Here is a 19,838-nt window from a genome sequence, read left to right on the forward strand (position 1 = left end):
CCTCCTGTCTTTGATTGTACCGCATCGTCTACGACGAGCCGGTGTCCACTGCGTCGGACGATGCTTGAGAACCCGAAGGACCCGCGATGGCGGACAAGGACGACAAGAAGAAGGGCGGCGGCAAGGCGTGGATCGGCGCGCTCGCCCTCTGCACCCTGGTGGCGGTCGGCACCGGCGCCGCCCTCGGGATGTACCTGATGACGAGCGTCGAGAAGGCCGCGGGCGAGAAGGCGCGCGAGGCGGCGGAGCACGAGAAGGCCGCCAAGGTCCTGAACTATGCCGGGGACCTGACCCTGCGCAGCGTCGGCTCGGTGGTGACGAACCTCGCCGAGCCGGCGGATTCCTGGATCCGGCTCGAATCCTCGGTGGTGTTCAAGACCGGCAGCCTGCCGACCCCGGACATCACCGTGGCGGAGATCAAGACCGACATCATCGCCTATCTGCGCACGCTCTCGACGGCGCAGATCGAGGGGGCGAGCGGCCTGCAACACCTGCGCGAGGACCTGAACGAGCGCGTCATCCTGCGGACCAAGGGCGCGGTGCGCGAGGTCATCGTCGAAGCGCTGGTGGTCCAGTGAGCCGGCGCACCAGGCTCGTCGTCGCGACGGCCCTCCTCCTGATCCTTCCCGCCGGCGCGGCGCTGGCGCAGGGGGCTGCCGGCACCGTCACCGGCATCCCTGCCCTCGATTCGCTGCTGCCCGCCGGCAACGGTGCGGCGAGCGGGCGCATCCTCCAGCTCGTCGCGCTGCTGACGGTGCTGTCGCTCGCGCCGGGCCTGCTCGTGATGGTGACGAGCTTCACCCGCTTCGCGGTGGCGTTCTCGTTCCTGCGCTCGGGACTGGGCCTGCAGAGCACGCCGGCCAACCTGTTCCTCGTCAGCCTGTCGCTGTTCATGACCTTCTACGTCATGGCGCCGACCTTCGACCGGGCCTGGAGCGAGGGCGTGCGGCCGCTCCAGGAGAACCGGATCAGCGAGGAGGAGGCCTTCACCCGCATCACCGACCCGTTCCGCGAGTTCATGTCGGCCCAGGTGCGCCCGAAGGATCTCCAGACCTTCCAGGACCTCGCCAGCCGCAACTTCCCCAAGCCCCAAGAGGGGGAGAAGATCGACCTGCGCATCCTGATCCCGGCCTTCATGATCTCGGAGCTGCGCCGCGGCTTCGAGATCGGGTTCCTCATCGCCCTGCCCTTCCTCGTCATCGACATGATCGTCTCCACGATCGTGATGTCGATGGGCATGATGATGCTGCCGCCGACGGTGATCTCGCTGCCGTTCAAGGTACTGTTCTTCATCTTGATCGACGGCTGGAATTTGCTGGTGAGCGGTCTGGTCCGGTCGTTCTTCTAACCGTCGTCGAGAGCCGGGGCGGGGGAACGGCGCATCCGGAGCTTACCGTTAGAAGCCTGACGTTAGGTCTCCGCATGGGGTTCGCGTCAATTTTTGGCGTGCAATCAAACGGGCAGGAAGACATCCGCTCGAGAGACCCCGCCGATGGCCTTGCCGCCCCGCCTCGCGCGAAGGCTGCGCTCGACCCGCACCTGGATCGCCCTCGGCGTCCTGGCGCCCGCCGGCATGCTCGCCCTGTCCGGGGTGATGCTGCTCGACCTCAGGCGCGACGCCTGGGACAAGGCGGACCAGACCTCCCGGAACCTGCTCCAGGTCATCGAGCGCGACATCGCCCGCAACGTCGAGATCATCGATCTCGGCCTGCGCGCCGCCGTCGACAACCTGAAGGTGCCCGGGGTGGCCGAGGCGACGCCGGCCCTGCGCCGGCTCATCCTGTTCGACCGCGCGGCGACGGCCCGGGACATGGGCGACATGTTCGTCCTTGACGAGAACGGCGACGGCGTCGCCGACGCCGCGCAGGTCCCGGTCCGCAAGGTCAACTATGCGGACCGCGCCTATTTCCAGGTCCACAAGGCCCGCGCCGATCTCGGCCTGCACATCAGCGCGCCCCTGGTCTCCCGCCTGACCGGCGCCCGCACGATCGTGCTCAGCCGCCGCATCGACAAGGCCGACGGGAGCTTCGGCGGCATCGCCCTGGCGACGCTCCGGCTCAGCTATTTCCGCCGCATGTTCGACCAGATCGCGCTCGGGCGCGACGGCGCGATCAACCTCTACGAGCGCGACGGCACGCGCGTGATGCGCCCCCCCTACGACGAGGCCGATATCGGCGTGAACATCGCCGGCACGGAGAATTTCGACCGCTTCGTGCGCGAGCGCGCCGGCACCTTCGTCAACCGGTCGGTGCGCGACGGGATCGAGCGCCATTACGCCTTCACCCAGGTCGGCGAGTGGCCGCTCCTGATCAACGTCGCGCTCTCCACCCGGGAGATCGAGGCCGAGTGGCGCGCCAAGGCCCTGGTGATCGGGACGATCGTGCTGGTGCTGTGCGGCCTGACCGTCCTGCTCTCGCTGCTCTACGGGCGCGACCTGCGCCGCCGGGCGGCGCTGGAGGCCGAGCTCGCCCGGCTCTCGCGGACCGACCCGCTCACCGGCCTGCCGAACCGGCGGCACTTCGAGCAGGCCTTCGAGGATGCCTGGACGACGGCGAGGCGCGCCGGCCGGCCGCTCGCGCTGCTCGTGGTCGATGCCGACCATTTCAAGAGCTGCAACGACCGCCACGGGCATGCGGTCGGCGACGAGGTGCTGAAGGGGCTGGCGCGCGGCCTGTCGGCGAGCGTCCACCGGCCCGGCGACCTCGTGGCGCGGATCGGCGGCGAGGAATTCGCGGTTCTGCTGCCCGACACCGACGCCGAGGGCGGCCTGCGCATCGCCGGCCGGATCCACGATGCGGTGGCGACCTTCGGCCTGCCCTCGGCCGGCATCGGCCCCGGCGGCGTCACCGTGAGCATCGGCCTCGGCGTCAGCCCCGTCGCCGGCGACACCCTGCGGGACGACCTCTACCGCCGGGCCGACGCCGCGCTCTACGCGGCGAAGGGCGCCGGCCGCAACTGCACGCGCGCCGCCGATGCCGATCCTGGGCCGCTGCGCCTGGTCGGCACCCTGGTCGGTACATGATCCGCCGCAGCCGCGCGGCCGTCATCGGCGGTCGGGCACCATCCCGCGCCCCTCCGGGCCCTCCAGCAACCGGTCGCTCTCGTCCTTCAGCGCCACGCCGGTGAGCCGCCGGGTCAGCGCCTGACCGATCAGCCAGTGCAGCTTGAACGCCGCGAGATCCGGCTTCAGCCCTGCCGCCCGCACGTTCGACAGGCAGTTGCGCTCGGCATCGTTCCGGCCCGGGCGCGGATCGAAGGTGAGATAGATCCCGAGGCTGTCCGGCGAGGACAGGCCGGGCCGCTCGCCGATCAGCACCGCGACGGCGCGGGCCTTGAGCAGCGTCCCGACCGCGTCGCCGAGCGCCACCCTGCCTTGCGTCGCCACCACCACCGGCGTGAGGCGCCAGCCCGATCCGGCGAGCGCCGGTTTGAGCGCGCTCAAGAGCGGCACCGCCCCCTCGTGGACCGCCCGGGCCGAGAGCCCGTCCGCCACCACGAGGGCGAGGTCGACCGGCTCGCCGGCGGCGGCCGCCAGCGCGGCCGCCGAGGCCTCGTCGAGCCGGCGGCCGAGATCCGGACGTCGCAGGTAGGTCGCCCGGTCGGGCGCGGCCGAGGCCGCCGCCAGGGTGTCGAAGCCCAGAGCCGCGATCCCGGCCCGCACCGCCGCCGCATCGAGGGGGGTGTGCACCGCGTCGCGGGCCTGGGCGTGGGCGAGGCCGAAGCGCAGGACCTCGCGGGTCGGCAGGCCGGACCCGGCGCGGCCCAGCGCGATGCGGGCCGGCGTCAGGGCGGCGAGGCGGCGCCACGCGGCCGCGGGATCATCCGCGGCGGAATCGTCGTCGCGGCTCACGCGGCGAGACCCGCGAGGAGCGGCGCGCCCCCGCCCGGCAGCAGCGCGCCGCTCGCATCGGTGAGCCCGATCCGGGCGAGCCACTCGGCGAATTCGGGGGCTCGGCGCAACCCCATCGCCTCGCGCAGGTAGAGCTGGTCGTGAAACGAGGTCGATTGGTAGTTCAGCATCACGTCGTCGGCGCCGGGCACGCCCATGACGTAGGTCACGCCGGCGGCGCCGAGCAGCGTCAGAAGCGTGTCCATGTCGTCCTGGTCGGCCTCGGCGTGGTTAGTGTAGCAGACATCGACCCCGAGCGGCACGCCCATCAGCTTGCCGCAGAAATGGTCTTCGAGCCCGGCCCGGATGATCTCCTTGCCGTCGTAGAGATATTCCGGGCCGATGAAACCCACCACCGTGTTGACGAGGAGCGGGCGGAAGGCGTGGGCCACCGCGTAGGCCCGGGCCTCCAGGGTCTGCTGGTCGATGCCGTGATGGGCGTCGGCCGAGAGGGCCGAGCCCTGGCCGGTCTCGAAATACATCACGTTGTCGCCGACCGTGCCGCGCTGGAGCGCAAGCGCCGCCTCGTGCGCCTCCCGGAGAAGCGGCAGGGTGACGCCGAACGACGCGTTGGCCGCCTGCGTCCCCGCGACCGACTGGAAGACGAGATCGACCGGCACGCCGCGATTCATCGCCTCCAGCGTCGTGGTGACGTGGGTGAGCACGCAGGCTTGCGTCGGAATCGCGAAGCGGTCGATCATCTCGGCCAGCAGGTGCAGCAGACCGGTGAGCCCCTGCACCGAATCCGATACCGGGTTGATGCCGATGCAGGCGTCGCCGCAGCCATAGGACAAGCCGTCGAGGATCGCCGCGGTGATGCCGGCAGGGTCGTCGCTCGGGTGGTTGGGCTGGAGCCGCACCGCCAGGGTGCCGGGCAGCCCGATCGTGTTGCGCAGGCGCGTGACCACCCGGGCCTTGCGGGCGACCAGGATCAGGTCCTGGTTGCGCATGATCTTCGATACCGCGGCGGCGATCTCGGGTGTCACCCCGGGGGCGATCGCCGCCAGGGTGTCGGGCGTCGCGGTGAGCAGGAACTCGCGGAAGTCGCCCACCGTGAGGTGGGCGATGCGCCGGAAGGCCGTGGCGTCGTGGGTGTCGAGGATCAGCCGGGTGACGTCGTCGGATTCGTACGGGATCAGCGGCCGGGCCAGGATCTCGGCGAGCGGCACCGCGGCGAGGCACCAGCGCGCCGCGACGCACTCCTCCGCACTCTCCGCCGCCAGACCGGCGAGGCGGTCGCCGGAGCGGGGCGGGCTCGCCTTCGCCATCAGCTCGGCAAGGTCGGCGAAGACGAAGGTCCGTGGTCCGACGACGTGACGGTAGCTCATGCGGATCCTCCCGGGGCCGGGATCCTATTCCAGGCCGCCCGCCGCGTCTCGCCCCTCCCCTTATACCCTCGCGCCCTGGCCTCGACACGTCGATGCCAAGGCGTCCGGCGCATCAGCGCCGGCGCCCGTTCGGGCCTGCCTTGCGCCGTCGAACGGATCCGTTCGACGGCGCGGCGGCATTACTCGTCCCCCTGCCCGTCCTCGGCGGTCGAGACCGCCAGAACGGTGCGGTCCCCCGCCTCCGGCACCCCGTCGGCCCGGTCGATGCGGATCTCCATGCCGGTGGGCGTCATCTCGCCGAACGGGGTCGAGAACGCGATCTCGGCGGCGTCGCGCCCGACGCCGATCCGCACCAGCCCGTCGAGATTGGCCTGACGGGTGGCGTCGAACAGCCACCAGCGCCCGTCGAGATAGGCCTCGAACACCGCGTGGAAGTCGCACGGCACCAGGCCGTAGGCGTAGCAGCTGACGAAGCGGGCCGGGATGCCGAGCGCCCGGCAGAAGGCGGCCCCGAGATGCGCGAAATCGCGGCACACCCCTGCCCGCTTGAGAAGCGTCTCGTCGGCGGTGGTCTCCTCGTCGCTGGCGCCGCGAACGTAGGCGATGTGGTCGTGGATCCAGTTGCAGATCCGGCTCACCCGCTCGAACCCGGTCGGGGCGTCGCCGAACTCGGCCTGGGCGAACGGCGTGAGCCGGTCGGAGGAGACGAAGCGGCTCGGCAGCAGGTAGGGCAGGATGTCGAGGGGCAGGTCCCTCACCGGCGTCTCGCCGATGGCGGCCGGGTCGGCCCGGTGCGGGTCGAGGGTCACCGTCGCCTCGTAGTCGAGGCTGAAGCCGCCGGGCGGCACCGTGACGGCGACGTAGCGGTTGCCGGTCTCCGGCGCGACGTGCCGTCGGACCGGGAGGTCCGGGGTCAGGCGGAACGTCTCGGCAAGGTCCTGGTGCCGCGTCAGATGCGCCACCTCCAGGTTGAAGATGAACACCGTCTCGGCCTCGACCTCGTAGGCGAGATGACACCCTAACGTGTAGCGCACGGCTTGAGACCCTCCCGGCAAGCGGGCTAGGGTGACGCAAGAGCCGCGCCGATCCGGTGCGCGGGGAGAGCCTCGCGAAGCGGCCCGATCTTTGCCTGATGGGGGTTAGCCTGCGTTAAGGCGCAGGTCGTCGGGCCCGGCGACACCGGGGTGATCTGGGAGGATGGACCGTGCACCGCTACTTCTTCGATCTCGATGCCGGAACCTGGGATGCCCGCGACATGATCGGCGTGGTGCTCAACGATGCCGGCGCCGCCCATGCCGAGGCCGTCCAGGCCCTGCAGACCTGCTCCCTCGACCCGGCCCGCTCCGCCGGCGCGATCCTCGCGATGAACGTCCGCGACGAGACCGGGCGCACGGTGTTCCGGGTGTCGCTGGCGGCGCAGTGACGGGGCGCCGCGCTGACGCTGGAAGCCTGTTCGCGGCAGCCGGCCGCGTGGACACCCTCCGGCGTCGTCCCGGGGCCAGGCAGGGGAACCCGGGATGACGTCGAGCAGCGTTGGCGTCTGCGCAGGATAAACGGCACGACGCGCCGGACAGGCCCCGCCATCGCGCTCAGACGACCCGAACCGCCTCGCGATCGTCTTGGGTACCGATGTGCCGCGAGAGACCGGCGCGCGTCGCGTCACCGATGGCGAGGCCCGGAAGAGGCAGCGACCATGCGCTCGTAGGCGCGTATGGAGTGGCGCAGACCATGGAGGGCGTCGGTGCCAGGCCCGACCAGGATGTCGAGGTCCGAACCGGGTCCCGCCTCGTCCCGGATGACGAAGCCGTCAATCGACAGGCCGCCGACGCCGAGCGCGCAAGTCCGGCTCGGTCGCCTTGATCTGGGCAAGCGCCCCCTGTCAGGCTGAGACCGGCCCGGCCGTCAGATCATCGGCTTGCCGCCGGTCACCGCCACCGTGGCGCCCGAGACGTAGCTCGCCTCCTCGCTCGCCAGCATCACGTAGACGGGGCTGAGCTCGACCGGCTGGCCGGGGCGCTTCATCGGCACCTGGGAGCCGAACTGACGCACCTTCTCCTCGGGCATGGTCGAGGGGATCAGCGGCGTCCAGACCGGGCCGGGGGCGACGCAGTTCACCCGGATTTCCTTCTCGGCCAGCAATTGCGCCAGACCGCCGGTGAAGTTCTGGATCGCCCCCTTGGTGGTGGCGTAGGCCAACAGTTGCGGGCTCGGCGTGTCGGCGTTGATCGACGTGGTGTTGATGATCGCCGACCCCGGCCGCATGTGCGGCACCGCCGCCTTGGTCAGGTAGAACATCGCGTGGATGTTGGTGCGGAACGTGACGTCCCACTCCTCGTCGCTGATCTCCTCGATCGACTGCACGGTGGCCTGATGGGCGGCGTTGTTGACCAGCACGTCGACCCGTCCGAACGCCGCCACCGCCTTCTCGACGATGGCACGGCAATGGCCCGGCTCCTTGATGTCGCCGGGCACCAGCACCGCCTTGCGGCCGGCGGCTTCGATCAGCCTGGCGGTCTCGCGGGCATCGTCGTGCTCGTCGTAATAGGCGATCAGCACGTCGGCGCCCTCGCGGGCGAAGGCGAGCGCCACCGCCCGGCCGATGCCGCTGTCGCCTCCGGTGATGATCGCCTTGCGGTCGGCGAGCCGGCCCGAGCCCTTGTAGCGGGTCTCGCCGTAATCGGGCCGCGGATCCATGTCGGCGTCGCGGCCAGGCATCGGGATCGGCTTCTGACGCTCGAACGGAGGCTTCGGGAAGTCGGTCATCGGGGGACTCCGGGACGGGGCATGGAGCCTGGCCAACTGGTGGGGAGTACCCCCGTTCCGGCCGGACCCGTTGCCTTCGCCAGAAGCACGTTGCCCATCGGGCAACCAAGTCGGGTGCACGGCGTTTCCGGTGTCCTTGAAGGTACCCTCGGAGATCCCGATGCTGACGCGCTTCCTCGCCACTGCCGGCGCCCTCGCCCTGACCACCGGCCTCGCGCTCGCCCAGACCACCGCCCCGACCGCGCCGACCGCCCCCGGCGCCGCGCCCGCGACGGCCCCCGCCGCGACGGGCGACATGAAGGACATGAAGGAGTTCCAGGCCGCCAAGCTCGCCAAGATCAGCCTCGCCCAGGCGCTCACCACCGCCGAGCAGCAGGGCGACAAGGGCCGCGCCATCGACGCCGATTTCGAGAAGGCCGACGGCAAGAACCCGACCCACTACGCGATCAAGGTCGTCTATCCGGACGGCAAGCTGGTCGAGTACGGCATCAACGCCGATACCGGCGCGCTCTACAAGAGCGAGAACCAGCCGATCGAGCGCTACTTTACCCGCCTGAAGGTCGCCGACTTCAACAACGCCAAGGTTTCGCTGAAGGACGCCCTGACGATCGCCGAGCAGAAGGCCGGCGGCGGCAAGGCCTACGAGGCCGAGGTCGAGCGCGAGGGTTCGGCGGTCGCCTACGAGATCAAGGTGGCGCTGGCCGACAAGGAGCAGGAAGTGAAGGTCGGGCCGGACGGCCAGGTGATGAAGGACTGAGGATAAGGCACGATTCCCCTCTCCCGTTTGGGAGAGGGGCCTGGGGATCGAAGCGCCCGCGCGAGGGTGGCTCGAGGTCCGCACTCGCCCTGAACCGTCGAGCCGCGGAGCTGGACGGCCCATGCGTCTGACGGACGCGTGCCCCCTGCGCGATCTTCGGTCGCCCCTCCCCCTCTCCCACGCCTTGCAGAGCGGTACCGGGCACGCCCGGCATCGCCTGGAGAGGGGATTCCTCGGCGCACTCTATCCTTCGAAGCGGGGGGTTAGGCCCGCACGGTCCCGCCGGCGACGTTGCCGCTCGCCTCCGCCAGCGCCCCCTCGCGCAGCTCCAGGCCCAGGAAACGTGCCGGATCGACCGGGCCCGGCAGGATCAGCTTGCGCGGCGGCAGCACCGCGAAGCCGAAGCGCGCATAATACGGCGCGTCGCCGACCAGGATGACGAGGCCGTGGCCGCCGGCACGGGCGGCATCGAGGGAGGCCCGCATCAAGGCGCCGCCGATGCCGCGGCTGCCGAAGGCGGGATCGACGGTGAGCGGCCCGAGCACCAGGAGCGGGCTCGTCCCGGCCCGGGCCGGCGAGACCCGCACCGAGCCGACCAGCAGGGTCCCGACGAGGGCGGTGAACGAAAGGTCGGCGAGATGCGGCACGCCCTCCCGCAGCCGGAAGGCGGTGCGGGCGTAGCGGCCGGGGCCGAAGGCGCGCTCGTGCAGGCGCTCGATGGCGTCGTTGTCGCTCGAGGTTTCGAGCCGGATGACGAGGGGAAGCGTGGTCACGGGCACACTCGGGGCAAGCATCGGAAATCAAGGGCGGATCGGTCAGCCGATCCGTCGTCGCGCCTCTGCCCTCGGGGCCGTCCACGGGGCCATGACCGAAACTCCCGGCGGGCCCGAACCCGCGTCAGGCGTGATTGCCCGCGGGGGCGCCATAGCAGCGCTTGGATGTGAGCGCAAACCATCGATCGCCGATCGTCCGATCGATGGCACGGCGATCGCTCCGCGATCGCTGTCGCGCTGCGAGGATCGGCATTCTCGGCTGCGTGGAACCTGACGTTCCCCCGCGCGGGCCGGTGCCACGAGCTCCGGACGCGTCCTCCGGACATCGCGGGACCGGCGCCGGTCCCGCATCTCCCGTCCTGGCATGGTGCTCGCATCGCCCCGGCATGCAGGCTTGCGTCGGCGCACGCCTTGCGGGACAGCTAGGCGCGTGAAGGCCGTGAACGGCTCAGGGGGACAACGCCGCAATGGGAATCCGATCTGCTCTCGCCCTCCTCCTCTCGCTCGCCCTCGGCTCCGCCGGGGCGGCCCGGGCCGACGACGTGGTGCCGGCGACCGTCAGGATCGCCACCGAGGGCGCCTACGCGCCCTACAACTTCACCAAGCCCGACGGCACCCTCGACGGCTACGAGATCGAGCTCGGCCGCGAGATCTGCGCCCGCGCTAAGCTGAAATGCGAGTTCGTGGCCCAGGACTGGGACGGCGTGGTGCCGGGGCTCAACGCCAGGAAGTTCGACGCGATCATGTCGGGCATGACCATCACCGATGCGCGGCTGAAGGTGGTGGACTTCACCAAGCCCTATAGCGGCGATTCCTCGGGCTTCGCGGTCGACCGCAACGGGCCGCTGGCGAAACTGCCCCTCGGCGGCCAGAAGTTCAGCCTGACGGACGAGGCCGAGGCCCAGAAGGCGCTCGACACGATCAAGCCGCTCCTCAAGGGCAAGACCGTCGGCGTCCAGGTCTCGACCATCCACGCCGCCTTCATGGACAAGTACCTCAAGGGCACCATCGAGGTGCGCGAGTACAAGACCACCGAGCAGCACGACCTCGACCTCGCCGCCGGCCGCATCGACGCGATCTTCGCCAACGACGCCCCCCTGCGGGCGACCGCCGAGAAGCCGGAATTCGCCGACACGGTGATGCTGGCGGGACCCCGCTTCCGCGGCGGCATCCTCGGCCGTGGCGTGGCGATGGGCCTGCGCAAGGGCGAGGCCAAGCTGAAGGCGCGGCTCGACGAGGGGATCGACGCGGTGATCGCCGACGGGACCCTGAAGAAGCTCTCGCTCAAGTGGTTCAAGGCCGACATGACCCCGCAGGGCTGACGCGAAGGGACCAAGCAGGGACTTGCCCGCGTGAGCGCCTTCACCCTTCTCGGCTTCGGGCCCGGCGGCTGGGGCGGCGCGCTGCTCCTCGCCGCCGGCACCACGCTGGCCCTGGCCCTCTGCGGCTTCCTGCTCGGGGCCGTCCTCGGCGGCCTGGCGGCGGCGGCCAAGCTCTCCGGCCTCCTGCCCTTGCGGGTGCTGGCCGAGGGCTACACCACGCTCCTGCGCGGCGTACCGGACCTGCTCGTGATCTACCTGCTGTATTTCGGCGGCAGCGCGGCTTTGGGCGGCATCGCGGGCCTGTTCGGCGTCACCGGCTTCGTCGGCGTGCCGGCCTTCGTGGTCGGCGTCGCGGCGCTCGGGATCATCTCGGGCGCCTACCAGGCCGAGGTGTTCCGCGGCGCCTATCTCGCCCTCGACCGCGGACAGATCGAGGCGGCGCGGGCGGTCGGCATGCATCGCGGGCTGATCCTGCGCCGGGTCGTGGCGCCTCTCGTCGCCCGCGACGCCCTGCCGGGTCTCGGCAACGTCTGGCAGATCCTGCTCAAGGATTCGGCCCTGCTCTCGGTCACCGGCCTCGTCGAGCTCCTGCGCCAGGCCCAGGTCGGCGCCGGCTCGACCCGCCAGCCCTTCACCTTCTACCTCGCCGCGGCCGCCCTCTACCTCGCCATCACCTCGCTCTCGACCTGGGGCTTTTCGAGGGCCGAGGCGCATGCCCGCCGGGGCGCCCGATGATCGACCTCGACTTCCTCGCTGGCACGCTCCGGATTCTGCTCGGCGGCCTGCCGCTGACCTTGAGCCTGACCGCCGGGTCGGTGGCGCTGGGGGGCGTTCTGGCGGCGCTCGCCGCCTGGGGCCGGCTGTCGGGGGTGGCCCCGGCCGACTGGCTCGCCCGTCTCTACATCTTCGTTTTCCGCGGCACGCCGCTCCTGGTCCAGATCTTCCTGCTCTATTACGGCCTCGGCCAGTTCCGGCCGACCCTGCAGGCCTGGGGCCTGTGGAGCGTCTTCCGCGAGCCGTACTGGTGCGCCCTGCTGGCGCTCGCCCTCAATACCGGCGCCTACACGGCGGAGATCTTTCGCGGCGCGGTCCTGTCGGTGCCGCACGGGGCGCTGGTGGCGGGGCGGGCCTGCGGCATGCCGCGGGGGCTGCTGTTTCGCCGGGTCACCCTGCCGCTCGCCACCCGCCAGGCCCTGCCGGCCTACGGCAACGAGGTGATCTCGGTGGTGAAAGCGACCTCGCTCGCCTCCACCATCACGCTGATGGAGATCACCGGCCTTGCCCAGAAGCTGATCGCCCAGAGCTTCCGGGCGCTCGAGGTCTTCCTCTGCGCCGGCGCGTTCTACCTCGCCCTCACCTTCGTGATCATCGGGATCCTTCGGCTCGTCGAGGCCTGGCTGTCGCCGGACCGGCGCCCGCGCCCGGTCGTCCGCCCCGCCTGAGACCGGATTCGCCCATGCTCGCCCCCTCGCCCTCCCGTCCCGAGGCCGTCGCGATCCGCGATCTGCACAAGCATTTCGGGCACCTCGAGGTCCTGCGCGGCGTCTCGCTCTCGGCCCGCGAGGGCGAGGTGGTGGCGATCCTCGGCTCCTCCGGCTCCGGCAAGTCGACGCTTCTGCGCTGCATCAACCTCCTGGAGGTGCCGGAGGCCGGCGAGGTCGTGGTCGGCGACGAGGCGGTGGCGTGGCGCGCCCGGCGCGGCGGCCGGGTGCCGGCGGACCGCACCCAGGTCGACCGCATCCGCTCCCGGGTCGGCATGGTGTTCCAGAGCTTCAACCTCTGGTCCCACCGCACGGTTCTGGAGAACGTGATCGAGGCGCCGGTCCACGTGCTCGGGCGCAAGCGGGCGGAGTGCGTCGCGGAGGCCGAGGCGCTGCTCGCCAAGGTCGGCATCGGCGACAAGCGCGACCATTACCCGGCCCATCTCTCCGGCGGCCAGCAGCAGCGCGCCGCCATCGCCCGGGCGCTCGCCATGCATCCCCGGGTGCTGCTCTTCGACGAGCCGACCTCCGCCCTCGATCCCGAGCGCGTCGCCGAGGTCCTGCGGGTGATGCGGGCGCTCGCCGAGGAGGGCCGCACCATGCTGGTCGTCACCCACGAGATGGCCTTCGCCCGCGACGTCGCCCACCGGGTGGTCTTCCTGCACGAGGGACGGATCCTGGAGGACGGGCCGTCCGAGCAGGTGTTCACCGCGCCGCGGTCGGAGCGGTTCCGGCAGTTCCTGGCGCGGGGGGAGTGAGGCCGACGCTGCCAACGAACCGGGGAGGGTATGGTCGCGGGCGGGTCCCGGCTGAGCATGCGAGGCCATGCAGGGACGGGCGACGCGATCATGGAGGATGCTGTGCCGATGCCAACGGCCAAGCGCTCTCTGCTGCGCATCGTCACGATGGAGTTGGGCGCCCCGGCTTTCTTGGTGGCCCCTGCCTCGGAGATGCGGGTACTGCGCTGGGGAGAGACAATCCAGCATGTGGCGCTCGGGACCGGGTTCGTCGGCGTCGGCGGCCTCGTCGCCACGCTGGTCAATGCGCCCGTCGGCACGAGAAAGCGCCTGGACGAGGCACGGTCCGAGGCTTGATTCGTGGGTTTGCCGGATCCGGCAAACCCACATTTCGATCGCCGCGACTTGCCAGTCAGCGATTCCTCACCCCCGCGCCATCACCACATCAAGCTGCGGCTTCTGGTTGATCGTCTGGAACACCACGCAGTAGCGCTCGGTCAGCTTCAGGAGCTGGTCCAGCTTCTCCTGCGGCGCGTCGCTGTCGACCTCGAAGGTGAGGCGGATCGCCCGGAAGCCGACCGGCGCGCCCTTGTCGACGCCCAGCGTGCCGCGGAAGTCGAGGTCGCCCTCGGCCTTGACCAGCCCCTTGCGCAGCGGGATCTCCAGGGCGGTCGCCACCGCCTTCAGGGTCACGCCGGCGCAGGCGACCAGCGCCTCGAGCAGCATGTCGCCGGAGCAGAGCTCGGCGCCCGAGCCGCCGCTCGCCGGGTGCAGGCCGGCCACCGCCAGGGCGCGGCCGGTCTCGACCTTGCAGGCGATGCCGCCGTCGTCGAGCGAGCCCTGCGCCTTCAGGGTGATGACCGCCGCATCCGGGTCGGTGCGGTAGCGGTCCTTGATCGGGGCCTGGAGCGAGCGCAGTTCGGTGGCGTCCATGGGGTTGTCCTCCTTGATTTATGGGCGAGCGGCTTAGCATCCGGCGCCGTCCCCTCGCCAGGGCTCATGGCGAAGGGCTCATGGCGAAGGGCTCATGGCGAAGGGCTCACCACCACAGGGCGGGAGCGTCCGGCTTCGCTCGGTCGCGCTCGCCTTCCGGGCGCAAGGACCGGTCGAGGCTCGCCAGGATGGTGCGGGCGGCGGCCTCGCTGCCGGGCGACGAGGGCTGGCGCGGACGGCTCAAGGGAAGCGGGATCGTGTCGTCGATCCGGCCGGGCTTCGGGCGCAGGACCACGGCCCGGTCGGCGAGCGCCACCGCCTCGGCGACGTCGTGGGTGACCAGGAGCACGGTCGGCCGGCTCTCCTCCCACAGCGCCAGCAGGTGGCGATGCAGCCCGGCCCGGGTCAGGGCGTCGAGAGCCGAGAACGGCTCGTCGAGGAGCAGCACCTTCGGGGCGGCGACGAAGGCGCGGGCGATCGCCACCCGCTGCTGCTGGCCGCCCGACAGGTCGCGGGGCCAGCGCCCGGCATGCTCGGCGAGGCCGACCCGCTCCAGGGCGTGGGCGACCCGGGCCCGGCGCTCGGGCCGCGGCAGATCGGCGAGGCCGAAAGCCACGTTGTCGGCGACGCTGAGCCAGGGCAGCAGCCGCGGCTCCTGGAACACGATGCCGACGCCCGGATGCGGCGCTGCGATGGCCTCGCCGTCGAGGCTGATGCCGCCGGCGCTCGCCCGGTCGAGCCCGGCGATCAGGCGCAGCAGGGTGGTCTTGCCGCAGCCCGAGCCGCCGATCAGCGCCACGATCTCGCCGGCCCGGACCTCGAGCGAGAGGTCGGCCAGCGCCCGCGTGCCGTCGGCATAGGTCTTCGACAGCCGGTCGAGAATCAGCATCTAGAGGGCATCCCGCGCGGTGTCCTGCCAGCGCGCCAGCGGCGCGGTCAGCCCGACGAGCACCGCGTCGCAGAGCTTGCCCAGGGCGGCGAAGGCGAGGATCGCCGCGACGATCTGGTCCGGCTTGCCGAGCTGCTGGCCGTCGAGGAGGAGGTAGCCGAGGCCCTCCGAGGCGCCGAGCAGCTCGGCCGCCGCCACGAACATGAAGCCGAGGCCGAGGCCCGTGCGCAAGGCGACCAGGGTCGCGGGCAGCACCGCCGGCAGCAGGATGCGCCGCGCCAGTGCGAGGCGCGACAGCCGGAAGACCCGCCCGACCTCGACCAGCTTGCGGTCGACCCCCGCGATGGCGCCCGCCACCCCGAGATAGACCGGGAAGAACACGCCGACCGCGATGAGCGTGATCTTCGAGGCCTCGAAGATGCCGAACCACAGGATGAACAGCGGCACCCAGGCGATCGAGGGGATCGCCCGCAGGGCCTGGAGGCTCGGATCGAGGAGGCGCCGCACGAGCGGCAGGGTCCCGGTGAGCGCCCCGACCAGGATGCCGGCGAGCGCGCCGAAGCCGAAGCCGGCCGCGACCCGGGTCAGGCTCGCCAGCACGTGGGTCCAGAGCTCGCCGCTGGCGAAGAGGCCCCACAGGGTGGCGAGCACCCGGCTCGGCGGCGGCACCAGCCGCCCCTGCGCCAGGCCCGCCCGCACCGCCGCCTCCCAGGCAAGCGCCAGCGCCAGCGGCAGGACGAGCCCGGCGAGCGCCCGCCCGCCGGGCAAGCGCAGGGACGTCCGCCGCGGCGTCTCCGACGCTGCGGCCGCGAGGGGAAGCGGCCCGGCCTCCGACCTCACGGAACCGAGGGCCCGAAGCGCGGGTCGATCAGCGCCTGGACCACCGCGCCGACATCGGTGCCGGCCGGGATCACCCCGGCATCGAGGAGCGCGGTGCCGGCATCCAGGATCGTCTCGGCCTGGAGCTTGCCGATCACCGGCTGCGACAGGTCGGTGCGCTCGAGCTGGCGCGCCACCACCGGCTCGGGGAGCTTCGTCGCCGCAACGAGGATCCGCTTCAGCTCCTGCGGGTCGGCGAGCGCGATCTTGCGCGCCTCCTCGTAGGCCGCCAGCACCTTGCGGGTCAGGTCGGGATTCTGCTTGGCGAAGTCCTCGCGGACGTTGAGCACGCCCCAGGTGTTGGCCGCGGGGTCGCGATGGAACAGCACGTCGCCGTTCTCGATCTCGGCCGCCGCCATGATCGGGTCGAGGCCGGCCCAGGCATCGACGTCGCCGCGGTCGAGGGCCGTGCGGCCGTCGGGATGCTGGAGCAGCACCAGCTTCACGTCGCGCTCGGTCAGCCCGGCGCCGCGCAAGGCCCGGATCAGGAAGATGTGCGGGTCGGTGCCGCGGGTGACGGCGACGCGGCGGCCCTTCAGGTCCTTGACGGCCGCGATGTCGGTATTCGGCCGGGTGACGAGCGCGGTCCATTCCGGCCGCGAGAAGGCGTAGACCGCCTTGATCGGGTTGCCGTTGATCCGCGCCAGCAGGGCAGCCGCACCGGCGGTCGAGCCGAAATCGATCGAGCCGGCATTGAGGAATTCGAGCGCCTTGTTCGAGCCCAGCGACTGGACCCAGCGCACGGTGATCCCCTCGGGGGCGAGCGCTTTCTCGATCAGGCCCTTGTCCTTCAGGACGAGGCTGACCGGGTTGTAGGTCGCCCAGTCGAGGCGTACCTCCTTGGCCGATTGAGCCAGCGCCGGATGGGCGGCGGCGAGGCACACAGCCCCGAGGGCGGCGCCGATGAGCGCGCGGCGAAGGATGCGCATCGTCTCTCCCCTGACGGCCGCCGGCGCTCTGGGGGCGGGCGGACCGGCGTCATAGCTAGGGCGGGCCGTTCGGAGTGTCAAACGATCCGGCCGGTGAAGCGGATTAGCCTTTCGGATCGAACGCCCGGCCCTGTGGGCACCTGTGCGCCCGCGCGGAAGCGTTGGCTTTCCGCTGGCCGCAATGCGAAACAGGGGGCGACGCGACGGAACCAGGCCGCGCGCTTGACCCCACGCTCCAGGCCCGATCCCGGCTGCCATGTCCGATATTTCCATCGACCCGTCCGACACCGACGCCGCCCTGCGGGCGCTGCTTGCCGGCATCGACCAGTCGCTCAGCGACCCGACCCGCCTGCGCGAGCGGCTGGTGCCGGAGCTGCGCCGCATCATCGAGGCGGGCCGCGCCGAGGCCGAGCGGCGCCTGCTCGGCGACCGCGACGGCCATGCCTGCGCCGGGCTGATCTGCGCCCAGATGGATGCGGTGATCCGGGCGATCTACGACGCGGTGGTCAAGCGCCTCTACCGGGCCGACAACCCGACGGCCGCCGAGCAGATCGCCGTGGTGGCGACCGGCGGCTACGGCCGCGGCCTGCTGGCCCCGGGCTCGGACATCGATCTCCTGTTCCTCCTGCCCTACAAGCAGACCGCCTGGAGCGAGAGCGTCGTCGAGGCGATGCTCTACGTGCTGTGGGACCTCAAGCTGAAGGTCGGCCACGCCACCCGCTCGGTCGCCGATTGCCTGCGCGAGGGCCGCGGCGACATGACGATCCGCACCGCGCTGCTCGAATCGCGCTTCCTGTTCGGCGACCGCGCGCTGTTTACCGAACTCGAGACCCGCTTCGACCGCGAGGTGGTGCAGGGCACGGCGGCGGAGTTCGTCGAGGCCAAGCTGAAGGAGCGCGACGCGCGGGTCCAGAAGAGCGGCGCCTCGCGCTACCTCGTCGAGCCCAACGTCAAGGACGGCAAGGGCGGTCTTCGCGACCTCAACACCCTGTTCTGGATCGCCAAGTACACGTTCCGGGTGAAGGAGGCGGCCGACCTCGTCGAGGCCGGGCTGTTCACCCCCGACGAATTGCGGCTGTTCGAGCGCTGCGACGAGTTCCTGTGGCGGGTGCGCTGCCACATGCACTTCGTCACCGGGCGGTCCGAGGAGCGCCTGTCCTTCGGGCTGCAGCCGCGCATCGCCGAGCGCCTGGGCTACGGCGCCCGGGGCGGCCTCGCCGCGGTCGAGCGGTTCATGAAGGCCTACTTCCTGATCGCCAAGGATGTCGGCGACCTCACCGCGATCGTCTGCGCCGAGATGGAGGCGCGCCACGCCAAGCGCCCGCCGGTGCTCGACCGCTGGCTGCGCCGCTTCAAGCAGCACTTCCGCGCCCCCGACCTCGAGGCGGACGATTTCCGCATCCATACCGGCCGGCTCGACCTGCGCGACGACGCCGCCTTCGAGCGCGATCCGATCAACCTGATCCGGCTGTTCTGGCTCTCCGACCGCCACGACCTCGCGATCCACCCCGATGCGAGCCGGCTCGCGACCCGCTCGCTTGCCCTGATCGGCCCGATGGTGCGGGTCGATCCGGAGGCCAACCGCCTGTTCCTGGAATTGCTGATCTCGCAGAACGCCCCCGAGACGGTGCTCCGGCACATGAACGAGACCGGGGTGCTCGGGCGCTTCGTGCCGGATTTCGGCCGCATCGTCGCGATGATGCAGTTCAACATGTACCACCACTTCACGGTGGACGAGCACCTGATCCGCTCGCTCGGGATCCTGGGCAAGATCGAGGCCGGCGAGCTCGAAGGCGAGCATCCGCTGGCCCACCGCATCGTCGGCACGATCCAGAACCGCCGCGCCCTCTACGTCGCGATGTTCCTGCACGACATCGCCAAGGGCCGGAAGGAGGACCACTCGATCGCCGGCGCCGCCGTCGCCCGCAAGCTCGGACCGCGCTTCGGGCTGGATGCCGCCGAGACCAGCACCGTCGCCTGGCTCATCGAGCATCATCTCCTGATGTCGATGACGGCGCAGAGCCGCGACCTCTCGGACCCGAAGACGATCGAGACCTTCGCGGGCGTGGTGCAGAGCCTGGAGCGGCTGAAGCTCCTCCTCGTGCTCACCATCGCCGACATCAAGGCGGTGGGACCGGGCACCTGGACCGCCTGGAAGGCGACGCTCCTGCGCACCCTCTACTACGAGACCGAGATGGTGCTGTCGGGCGGGCGCTCCGAGATCCCGCGCACCGACCGGGTGCGGCTGATCCAGATGCGCCTGCGCGAGCAGCTGACCGACTGGTCGGCCGAGGAGTTCGACACCTACGCCGCCCGGCACTACCCGCATTACTGGCTCAAGGTCGATGCCGGGCGCCAGCTCGAGAACGCCCGCTTCATCCGGGCGGCGGCCGAGGCCGGCAACACCGTCGCCACGGCCTTCGAGACCGACCTCTCGCGCGGCGTGACCGAGCTCTGCGTCTACTCGCCCGACCACCCACGCCTGCTCGCGATCCTCACCGGGGCCTGCGCGGCGTCGGGCGGCAACATCGTCGACGCGCAGATCTTCACCACCGCCGACGGCTTCGTCCTCGACACCATCACCCTGTCGCGGGCCTTCGAGCGCGACGAGGACGAGCTGCGCCGGGCCGGCCGCATCGCCACCGCGATCGAGCGGGCGCTGAAGGGCGAGATCCGCATCGCCGACCTCGTCGCCGACAAGCACCCGGTCAAGGACCGGCCGCGCACCTTCCAGGTCGCCCCCGACCTGTCGATCGACAACGCGCTCTCGGCCCGCGAGACGGTGCTGGAGATCTCCGGCCTCGACCGGCCAGGCCTGCTGTTCGATCTCACCTCGGCGCTCGGCCGGCTCAACCTCAACATCACCTCGGCGCATGTCGCGACCTTCGGCGAGCGGGCGGTCGACGTGTTCTACGTCACCGACCTCACCGGCACCAAGGTGACCCAGCCCGACCGGCAGGCCACCATCCGCCGGGCGGTGATGGCGGTGTTCGAGGCCGACCTGCCGCGCCCCGACCGCAACCGGCGCGGGCCGGCCAAGGACCCTGTCAAGGACGAAGCACGGCCTTAAGGACGCGCGGAGCGAGGCGCCGCCGACCGCCGGCGAAGCTTGATTTCGCCGGCCTCCCACCTGATATCGGGGTCACTCCCCGATCCTT

The 19,838-nt window shown here is 71.2% G+C and carries 20 protein-coding genes; 11 read left to right on the forward strand and 9 right to left on the reverse strand.

Annotation, left to right across the window (positions count from 1 at the left end; genetic code table 11):
* The first annotated feature begins 86 nt into the window (after positions 1-86).
* From FF100_RS31925 to FF100_RS31935, 3 genes are all read left to right on the forward strand, one after another.
* Positions 87-578, forward strand: a complete 492-nt coding sequence (locus tag FF100_RS31925) for a flagellar basal body-associated FliL family protein (RefSeq protein ID WP_139040065.1) — start codon at positions 87-89, stop codon at positions 576-578.
* On the forward strand, positions 575-1,348 hold the full coding sequence (gene fliP, locus FF100_RS31930; RefSeq protein WP_171070413.1) for a flagellar type III secretion system pore protein FliP: 774 nt from the start codon (positions 575-577) through the stop codon (positions 1,346-1,348). The genes FF100_RS31925 and fliP overlap by 4 nt, the downstream gene beginning before the upstream one ends.
* A 144-nt stretch (positions 1,349-1,492) precedes the next feature.
* A complete protein-coding gene (locus FF100_RS31935) occupies positions 1,493-3,022 on the forward strand; it encodes a sensor domain-containing diguanylate cyclase (protein WP_139040066.1) in 1,530 nt (509 codons plus the stop codon).
* Between the two features lie 21 nt (positions 3,023-3,043).
* Here the strand turns inward: FF100_RS31935 and eutC are convergent, their stop codons facing one another.
* The 3 genes from eutC to FF100_RS31950 form a co-directional block, all read right to left on the reverse strand.
* Positions 3,044-3,850: an ethanolamine ammonia-lyase subunit EutC gene (gene eutC, locus FF100_RS31940; RefSeq protein WP_139040067.1), complete on the reverse strand. Its 807-nt coding sequence runs from the start codon at positions 3,848-3,850 to the stop codon at positions 3,044-3,046.
* Positions 3,847-5,217 (reverse strand): ethanolamine ammonia-lyase subunit EutB, encoded by a 1,371-nt coding sequence (locus FF100_RS31945; protein WP_139040068.1) that lies wholly within the window; start codon positions 5,215-5,217, stop codon positions 3,847-3,849. Before FF100_RS31945 ends, eutC begins: the two co-directional genes overlap by 4 nt.
* 179 nt (positions 5,218-5,396) lie before the next feature.
* The gene (locus FF100_RS31950) at positions 5,397-6,251 is read right to left on the reverse strand and encodes a transglutaminase-like domain-containing protein (protein ID WP_139040069.1); all 855 of its coding nucleotides are present in this window, start codon (positions 6,249-6,251) and stop codon (positions 5,397-5,399) included.
* Between the two features lie 170 nt (positions 6,252-6,421).
* Between FF100_RS31950 and FF100_RS31955 the strand changes: the two genes are divergently transcribed.
* Positions 6,422-6,640 (forward strand): DUF6894 family protein, encoded by a 219-nt coding sequence (locus FF100_RS31955; RefSeq protein ID WP_139040070.1) that lies wholly within the window; start codon positions 6,422-6,424, stop codon positions 6,638-6,640.
* Positions 6,641-7,119: 479 nt separating this feature from the next.
* On the opposite strand, the gene FF100_RS31960 is transcribed toward FF100_RS31955, so the two are convergent.
* On the reverse strand, positions 7,120-7,980 hold the full coding sequence (locus FF100_RS31960; RefSeq protein WP_139040071.1) for an SDR family oxidoreductase: 861 nt from the start codon (positions 7,978-7,980) through the stop codon (positions 7,120-7,122).
* Positions 7,981-8,140: 160 nt separating this feature from the next.
* On the opposite strand from FF100_RS31960, the gene FF100_RS31965 reads away from it, so the two are divergent.
* Positions 8,141-8,737: a PepSY domain-containing protein gene (locus FF100_RS31965; RefSeq protein ID WP_139040072.1), complete on the forward strand. Its 597-nt coding sequence runs from the start codon at positions 8,141-8,143 to the stop codon at positions 8,735-8,737.
* 263 nt (positions 8,738-9,000) lie between these two features.
* Here the strand turns inward: FF100_RS31965 and FF100_RS31970 are convergent, their stop codons facing one another.
* Positions 9,001-9,510: a GNAT family N-acetyltransferase gene (locus FF100_RS31970; protein ID WP_139040073.1), complete on the reverse strand. Its 510-nt coding sequence runs from the start codon at positions 9,508-9,510 to the stop codon at positions 9,001-9,003.
* Between the two features lie 467 nt (positions 9,511-9,977).
* Here FF100_RS31970 and FF100_RS31975 point away from each other — a divergent pair, with 467 nt between their 5' ends.
* The 5 genes from FF100_RS31975 to FF100_RS31995 all read left to right on the forward strand — a co-directional run bounded on the left by FF100_RS31975 (position 9,978) and on the right by FF100_RS31995 (position 13,407).
* A complete protein-coding gene (locus tag FF100_RS31975) occupies positions 9,978-10,832 on the forward strand; it encodes a transporter substrate-binding domain-containing protein (protein ID WP_139040074.1) in 855 nt (284 codons plus the stop codon).
* 30 nt (positions 10,833-10,862) lie between these two features.
* Positions 10,863-11,567, forward strand: a complete 705-nt coding sequence (locus FF100_RS31980; protein WP_139040075.1) for an ABC transporter permease — start codon at positions 10,863-10,865, stop codon at positions 11,565-11,567.
* A complete protein-coding gene (locus tag FF100_RS31985; RefSeq protein WP_139040076.1) occupies positions 11,564-12,274 on the forward strand; it encodes an ABC transporter permease in 711 nt (236 codons plus the stop codon). The genes FF100_RS31980 and FF100_RS31985 overlap by 4 nt, the downstream gene beginning before the upstream one ends.
* A 14-nt stretch (positions 12,275-12,288) precedes the next feature.
* The gene (locus FF100_RS31990) at positions 12,289-13,071 is read left to right on the forward strand and encodes an ABC transporter ATP-binding protein (protein ID WP_139040077.1); all 783 of its coding nucleotides are present in this window, start codon (positions 12,289-12,291) and stop codon (positions 13,069-13,071) included.
* Between the two features lie 108 nt (positions 13,072-13,179).
* Positions 13,180-13,407, forward strand: coding sequence for a hypothetical protein (locus FF100_RS31995; protein ID WP_139040078.1), 228 nt, complete (start codon positions 13,180-13,182; stop codon positions 13,405-13,407).
* Positions 13,408-13,473: 66 nt separating this feature from the next.
* On the opposite strand, the gene FF100_RS32000 is transcribed toward FF100_RS31995, so the two are convergent.
* The 4 genes from FF100_RS32000 to FF100_RS32015 form a co-directional block, all read right to left on the reverse strand.
* Positions 13,474-13,983 (reverse strand): OsmC family protein, encoded by a 510-nt coding sequence (locus tag FF100_RS32000; protein WP_139040079.1) that lies wholly within the window; start codon positions 13,981-13,983, stop codon positions 13,474-13,476.
* 106 nt (positions 13,984-14,089) lie between these two features.
* A complete protein-coding gene (locus FF100_RS32005; protein ID WP_139040080.1) occupies positions 14,090-14,872 on the reverse strand; it encodes an ABC transporter ATP-binding protein in 783 nt (260 codons plus the stop codon).
* Complete coding sequence (locus tag FF100_RS32010) at positions 14,873-15,646, reverse strand: ABC transporter permease (RefSeq protein WP_139040096.1); 774 nt, start codon at positions 15,644-15,646, stop codon at positions 14,873-14,875.
* Between the two features lie 62 nt (positions 15,647-15,708).
* The gene (locus FF100_RS32015; RefSeq protein ID WP_139040081.1) at positions 15,709-16,680 is read right to left on the reverse strand and encodes an aliphatic sulfonate ABC transporter substrate-binding protein; all 972 of its coding nucleotides are present in this window, start codon (positions 16,678-16,680) and stop codon (positions 15,709-15,711) included.
* A 256-nt stretch (positions 16,681-16,936) separates the two neighbouring features.
* Between FF100_RS32015 and FF100_RS32020 the strand changes: the two genes are divergently transcribed.
* Entirely contained in the window at positions 16,937-19,750 is a 2,814-nt protein-coding gene (locus tag FF100_RS32020) for a [protein-PII] uridylyltransferase (RefSeq protein WP_139040082.1), read from the forward strand.
* The last annotated feature ends 88 nt before the right edge of the window (positions 19,751-19,838 follow it).

It is taken from the genome of Methylobacterium terricola (assembly GCF_006151805.1).
Classification (GTDB): domain Bacteria; phylum Pseudomonadota; class Alphaproteobacteria; order Rhizobiales; family Beijerinckiaceae; genus Methylobacterium; species Methylobacterium terricola.

Excerpts from the sequence above, each read along its gene's own strand:
- FF100_RS31960 (WP_139040071.1), bottom strand. The coding sequence starts at position 7,980 with ATGACCGACTTCCCGAAGCCTCCGTTCGAGCGTCAGAAGCCGATCCCG.
- FF100_RS31925 (WP_139040065.1), top strand. The coding sequence starts at position 87 with ATGGCGGACAAGGACGACAAGAAGAAGGGCGGCGGCAAGGCGTGGATC.
- FF100_RS31985 (WP_139040076.1), top strand. The coding sequence starts at position 11,564 with ATGATCGACCTCGACTTCCTCGCTGGCACGCTCCGGATTCTGCTCGGC.
- FF100_RS31975 (WP_139040074.1), top strand. The coding sequence starts at position 9,978 with ATGGGAATCCGATCTGCTCTCGCCCTCCTCCTCTCGCTCGCCCTCGGC.
- FF100_RS32020 (WP_139040082.1), top strand. The coding sequence starts at position 16,937 with ATGTCCGATATTTCCATCGACCCGTCCGACACCGACGCCGCCCTGCGG.
- FF100_RS32005 (WP_139040080.1), bottom strand. The coding sequence starts at position 14,872 with ATGCTGATTCTCGACCGGCTGTCGAAGACCTATGCCGACGGCACGCGG.
- FF100_RS31945 (WP_139040068.1), bottom strand. The coding sequence starts at position 5,217 with ATGAGCTACCGTCACGTCGTCGGACCACGGACCTTCGTCTTCGCCGAC.
- FF100_RS31965 (WP_139040072.1), top strand. The coding sequence starts at position 8,141 with ATGCTGACGCGCTTCCTCGCCACTGCCGGCGCCCTCGCCCTGACCACC.
- FF100_RS31935 (WP_139040066.1), top strand. The coding sequence starts at position 1,493 with ATGGCCTTGCCGCCCCGCCTCGCGCGAAGGCTGCGCTCGACCCGCACC.
- FF100_RS32000 (WP_139040079.1), bottom strand. The coding sequence starts at position 13,983 with ATGGACGCCACCGAACTGCGCTCGCTCCAGGCCCCGATCAAGGACCGC.
- FF100_RS31995 (WP_139040078.1), top strand. The coding sequence starts at position 13,180 with ATGCCAACGGCCAAGCGCTCTCTGCTGCGCATCGTCACGATGGAGTTG.
- FF100_RS32015 (WP_139040081.1), bottom strand. The coding sequence starts at position 16,680 with ATGCGCATCCTTCGCCGCGCGCTCATCGGCGCCGCCCTCGGGGCTGTG.
- FF100_RS31990 (WP_139040077.1), top strand. The coding sequence starts at position 12,289 with ATGCTCGCCCCCTCGCCCTCCCGTCCCGAGGCCGTCGCGATCCGCGAT.